This window comes from Acinetobacter sp. (assembly GCF_050285345.1).
Classification (GTDB): Bacteria; Pseudomonadota; Gammaproteobacteria; order Pseudomonadales; family Moraxellaceae; genus Acinetobacter.
Genome location: NZ_JBLZXR010000134.1, coordinates 1 through 6,101, shown reverse-complemented (window position 1 = coordinate 6,101; position 6,101 = coordinate 1). Strand labels below are relative to the sequence as shown.

General features: G+C 38.8%; 4 protein-coding genes. All 4 read right to left on the bottom strand.

Annotated elements, in window-relative coordinates; genetic code table 11:
• Window positions 1–167: 167 nt before the first annotated feature.
• The gene (locus ACN6OV_RS11720) at window positions 168–869 is read right to left on the bottom strand and encodes an MFS transporter (RefSeq protein WP_427953154.1); all 702 of its coding nucleotides are present in this window, start codon (window positions 867–869) and stop codon (window positions 168–170) included.
• A 331-nt stretch (window positions 870–1,200) separates the two neighbouring features.
• Window positions 1,201–2,658, bottom strand: a complete 1,458-nt coding sequence (locus tag ACN6OV_RS11715) for a glyceraldehyde-3-phosphate dehydrogenase (protein WP_427953152.1) — start codon at window positions 2,656–2,658, stop codon at window positions 1,201–1,203.
• A gap of 339 nt (window positions 2,659–2,997) precedes the next feature.
• Window positions 2,998–4,632 carry a hypothetical protein gene (locus tag ACN6OV_RS11710; protein ID WP_427953150.1) on the bottom strand — a complete coding sequence of 545 codons (1,635 nt, stop codon included), beginning with the start codon at window positions 4,630–4,632 and terminating at the stop codon, window positions 2,998–3,000.
• Between the two features lie 305 nt (window positions 4,633–4,937).
• Window positions 4,938–5,870, bottom strand: a complete 933-nt coding sequence (rarD, locus tag ACN6OV_RS11705) for an EamA family transporter RarD (RefSeq protein ID WP_427953148.1) — start codon at window positions 5,868–5,870, stop codon at window positions 4,938–4,940.
• Window positions 5,871–6,101 lie beyond the last annotated feature (231 nt).

The following is a 6,101-nucleotide window of genomic DNA, read 5'->3' as shown; positions in this document are numbered from 1 at the left end:
CTTGTAGTGGCTTAATTTACTGTTTTTAATCATGATTACAGACCAACATAACTAGTCTGCTAGTCTAGAGCCATATTTAAATACAACCAAAACAGCACAGCAACGAGAAGTACCACGGCAATAAAACTAAAAATGATTCGTTTCGGTGACTCAAATATCCACATAGCTTACTCCTGAACAGTAACTTCAGGCTGCGCCCGTGCTTGTTTCAAACGCATGGTATTTAGTGGAATCACCAACTCGCCCTTTTGAATTTTGACTGGCAAGGTGTTTTGTACATCAACCGAGGCTTTCAGTGCCGTTTTAATCGGTACATTCAAATTACCTTCAATTGGGATATTGGTCTTTAACGTAGCATTCAGCGGAATATGCAGATTTTCTTTAAGTACTGTTTTGACTGGCGCATCAAATTTTAAATGGACTTTTTGCTCAAGTGGCACATCAATATTCACAGGAATATCCAACTGAATTGGAATATTTCCTTTTAGTGGCAAAGTTACATCCTGCCCTAAAACTTTAACCTTAACTTGGGTATCTACCGGTAAGCTTCGATTCACCTTTAACATTTCACGTACTGGAATCGTGGTTTTGATCGGTACTTGGTTGTCAAAATACACGCGTGGCGTAAGCGTCTGGGTTAAGGGAATATTTAAATTTTCACGGATTGGAATTTCAGCATTCACTCGCCCTGTGACATCAACATCCAAAGCATCATGAATTTTCACTTCAGCTTGTAACGGTTCTTGCAGGTCAATATTGACGCTTTGGTTTTCAAGTGGAATATAAATATTAAAGTGTTTAAACACCCAAATGGCGATGAGTACACCACAGAGTGCAGCAAACACAATAAATGCCAATCCACTGAGCATGTGCTTTATTTGCAACTTAAATCCTTTTGCTTTTGTATTTATACGCGGTCATCTTGACTTAAAAACGAATGAAGGTTTGCAATTTTTTGTAGTTATTTAATGATATATTTCATTAGTTTAATTTTAACCAACACTATAAACCCTATTATTCTATGACAACTTGAACATAAAAACAGTGGCTGAAGGCTTAGAGCTAAATGATAGTTTTGGTCAATCCGGTTATTAATCCCCAACATCGATCTATTCATTGTTCTTTAAATCACAAAGACATAAACCTAGGCATAAAAAAAGAGCCTCAAATGAGGCTCTTTTTTATATTGCTTTGAACTAATTAAGCATTAGTTTCAGCAGGAACTTTTGGATAGCTTACGCCGCCCATTTGTTCAGCAATACGTAATACTTGGCAGCTATAACCCACTTCGTTATCGTACCAAACATAAGCAGTTAAACGGTTACCTGAAGTGATTGTTGCTTGCGCATCAAATACACCTGCAGTGCGTGAACCGATAAAGTCAGAAGATACAACTTCAGTTGAGTTGGTATAACCGATTTGACCTTGTAGCTTAGAGTTGATTGAGATTTGACGAATGTATTCGTTCACTTCTTCACGATCAACATCTTGACCTAATGTAAGGTTCAAAATTGCTAAAGATACGTTTGGTGTCGGAACACGTACAGAGTTACCTGTCAATTTACCTTGAAGTGCTGGAAGTGCTTTCGCAACTGCTTTCGCCGCGCCAGTTTCAGTAATCACCATGTTCAAGGTTGCAGCACGACCACGACGGTCAGCTTTGTGGTAGTTGTCGATTAAGTTCTGGTCGTTTGTGAACGAGTGAACTGTTTCAACGTGACCATTTACAACCGTGTACTTGTCGTTTAACACTTTCAGTGTCGGTGTAATCGCGTTTGTTGTGCAGCTTGCCGCAGAGATGATGGTATCTTCATCAAGAATGTCCGCTTGGTTCACACCGTAAACCACGTTCTTCATGTCACCTTTACCAGGTGCAGTTAGAATTACGCGTGCAGCGCCTGGGCATTTAAGGTGTTGAGCAAGACCTTCTGAATCACGCCATTTACCCGTGTTGTCGATTACCAATGCGTTGCTAATACCATACTCAGTGTAGTCCACTTCTGATGGGTTAGACGCATAGATCACTTTAATGAAGTTACCGTTTGCAATAATTGCTTCATTTTCTTCATCTACAGAAATTGTGCCTGCAAATGGACCGTGGATCGAGTCACGACGCAATAAAGATGCACGTTTTTCTAAGTCACCATCCGCAGTTTTACGTACAACGATTGCTTTAAGGTTAAGACCACGGCCTAAACCTGATTGGCTGATCATCAAACGTGCAAGGATACGACCAATGCGACCGAAACCGTAAAGTACAACGTCTCGGTTTTCAACGTTCGTTGCATTACCTTCAAGTGATTTCACAGCGTCAGCAACAAATGCGTCTACATCGCCACCTTTTACTTTGAATTCTTCAGCAAGTTTGCCAAGATCAATTTCAGCAGTACCGATATTTTCGATTTTCGCCAAAGCTTCAAGAATTGGGAAAGTATTTACCACTGAAAGTTCAACATCTAATACGCGAGTACGACGGTGAGCTTTAAGAATTTGGATAACCGAACGGTTAATTAAAGAACGACCGTATACTGTAGCTACGATGTTTTTTTCACGATATAACTGACCCACTAGGGCAATCATACGCTCCGCGATTTCTTCACGGTTTTCCCAGCGACCTTGGTGCTCTGCATGTAGGGCAATGATAGTGTCTTTGCTCACAGTACGTCCTCTAATTAATTGTAAATCTAAGCTAAATTTTAAAACCCCACAATTGTAATGGAAATATCAAAATTAATGAATCTAAAAGCGGAGTTCCTTCAAGTTATTTTGCTATATATTCACTATCAATTTTAAAAATAGTTGTTATTAGGATGATGATTTTACGGCTGAAAGTTGGAAAAACATCTTTATTGAAGATTTTTGTCACAAAAAATCTAAATGGAGCTTTATCCGCCAGTTAAGCGTATTTCCTAAACATTTATCGACAAATTATCACTTTACAGTTGAGTCGCTTTGTATTGAAAACGGCGAGAAAATCCCTCTATCCACACAGCTAATTTAGTTTATCTCTGCAAAATTCTGCGCAAACTGTTCAATCTCAAAATCAAAATAACGTGCACTAAATTGAATGATTTGCGGCAATTCACTCAGACCATTGTCCCCTTGAGACAAGGCAACGCTTCGAAGCTCAGGCTCTATTTTTATTTTTTCATCCAAAAGCTCAAAATCAAGTAGAACTAAATGTTGTGCATGCTCCCGCGCAATCGTTAAAAGCTGCATGAATGTTTTCAGTTTTAACTGCTGCTGAGCTTTCAATAACTCTATAGCATCACTTTCATAATCGCCCAATGTATTTTCAGCGTTGAATTGATGATCTTGACTAAAAACTTCCCGCAGCATCATGTCGATCTCAAGTCTTGGTGCTTTAGACCGTAGATTAAATTCTTCCCATTCATCTTCATTGTGTAGCGTGAAAATCTCCATACGTCGTTTTTGCAGCAGTAATAACCACGCTTGCAATCTCTGCTTGAATTTGTCCAGCTCTACATTTTCCATAAATGATGTTTGGAGTTGCAGTACATTGAATTGCACAATCATTTTTTGACACAACTGCAGTATTTTGCAGTAAACAAAGCCGTATTGTGCCGAATCTGTCAGCTGAAATTTAACGGTATGCTGCAATGGTTCTAAGATGTCAGTTTTCAAGATCTGCTCAAACTGAACCAACACTTGCGGCAATTGATCTATTGACTCCAATGTATTTAACAGTGGAATCAATTGCCTATCGACAACCTGCTGAAACCGTTCTATCAAGCTCTGTACTTCGAGCGAAATAAAGCCCTGAATGCGTGACAATTGCAAAACTTGAGCTTTCAAGTGCTCGATATAATCATTTTCCAACGCAGTGGTTAAATCAATGACCAGGCCATTAAATACTGGCTGATCGCTAGACTCTACAGTAACTGGTGTTAAAAAACGCGTCACCGCATGGGCTAAATGTTCAGTAAAATCTGGGGCCAATACAAAGATCAATTCAGCGCTGTGTAATAATTCAAAGTGTGCTAATTTCTGCTCACGTTTTAAATAATATTTAAAAATTGGATGTTGCAATATAGATGAGTCATACTCAACTGCGGCATGAAATGCATGGCCTAAAAAGTGTTGTTTTAAAAAGATGTCAACTATAAAGCTTTTGACTTGAACTGTTGTCAGTTGTCGAGCATCTTGCGGCACATCAAGATTTAAAGCATGAATCGTCTGCGCCGCATTTAAGATAAAAGTTCGATGCAATAAACCCTTTTCATGCTGTAATTCAAAGTCTACCTCGACGTCTATTTCTCGAATATAGGCTAGGTTTTGTTCTAGTAGATTTGCAATTTGAAGACTATCGGTTAGAGACTTTAAAGATTCGAGTTGCTGTGCTAAATATTGTGCATTTTCACGTATCGCATCATTATTCAGCACTTTCATAAGCATGGCAAAATTGGGCGGCGGCTCATGTTCAAAACCATGATTCGATGGATTCCAAACAATCCCCTTTGGCAATAAAATATGCTGCTGAATCATCTCCATTTGATGCATATCGCACTGTGCCCAAATTTCAATTAATACCTCATGCCAGTGCAAATCGATGGTCGGCACCAATTGGGCTAGTTTTGCACGTATTTCAACTGGAATACCAACAGATTGCATGCCTTATCCTTGGAAAATATCAATCGCTCTACGAAATTTAGTCTATTTTTATCGAAAATAAATGCTAATCAGTTCACCGAAGTTATTCAACATGATTCATCCTGAATTCTGCGCCAAATAACCTCATTGAAGTTTTTATATCCATGTAGTGTAAGTTTTTTGGATAAAACAACAACTATTGATTTTGACGCATCAGTTAGCTGCTACTCCGTGAGAAAATGGACTGAAAAATGATACTGATCTCTTTTTATCTTCTTTTCGAGAAATCATCGAAGCAACAATGATGAAACGCTGCTGTATACATTTTATGAATCGATACGTTTATTAAGTTGTTCAACATTTTTGTCCAAGGTTTGCTTGTTGCGCTTTTGCTGATACACATGCAATACACCTTCGATCACCAATAGTAGTACCGCGCCCCAAATTGGAATATAAGTCAGCCATTCTTCGGCTTCGATGCGCTCCCCCAAAACGATGGAAGCAAACGCCAATAAAACCGGTTCCAAATAACTGAGTAAACCAAAGATCACAAACGGTAAATATCGACTCGCCAGCATATAACTGCCCAAGCCCAAAGCACTTAAAAAACCTAAGCCCAATACAGCCAAAATTAAGTGTGGAAATGCGGCGATTAAATCTAAGCTATGGCTCTGAATAAATCCTAAATAAAAAGCGACCGGTAAAATCAAACATAAATCCCACCAAAATCCACCAAGATGATCGGTTTTAAAGGTACGGCGCAAAAAGAAATAAATCGGATAAGCAACCGCGACATAGACCGTTTCCCATGCAATGCTACCGATACGCCATATTTCATGCCCGACACCCAAGACGGCAAGTGCAACCGCCGCCATCTGCCATGTGGAAAGCTTTTCTTTATAGAGTACACAACCAACCAACACCATCACCAAAGGCAATAAGAAATATCCTAGAGATACCTCCAAACCTCGACCATTAATTGGCCCCCATAGAAACAGCCAAAGTTGAGTGGTGCATAAAAATGAACTGATGATTAACCACAGTAAAAATATTGGCTGTTTGACTACACGCCAAAAAATTTCACTGACTTTGTTTAAATCTTTCATCCACCACATAAACAAGGTCAAAAATGGCAGCGTTGCCAACATCCGCCAAGCAAAAGTCTGTTCACTGTCGAGTGGTTTCAGAAAAATAGTAAAGAAATACAAAATACCAAAAGTGACCGATGCCAATACAGACAATGCAACGCCTTTATACATCTTTCACTCCTGAAAAATCATCAAATCGAAATCATTTTTTGCTGGATAAATCAAGCATCCTTAGCGCGCCATTCTAGCAAATAAAAAACCATGCACAGGCATGGTTTTTTAGCATTTGTTCAAACTTTTTAAAGATTTATATTGCTGTAGATTATTTATAGGACATACGCATTGACAACATAAAAAAATGATGAATATGTTGTATAACATGTAAGTGATCAGACAAACCAA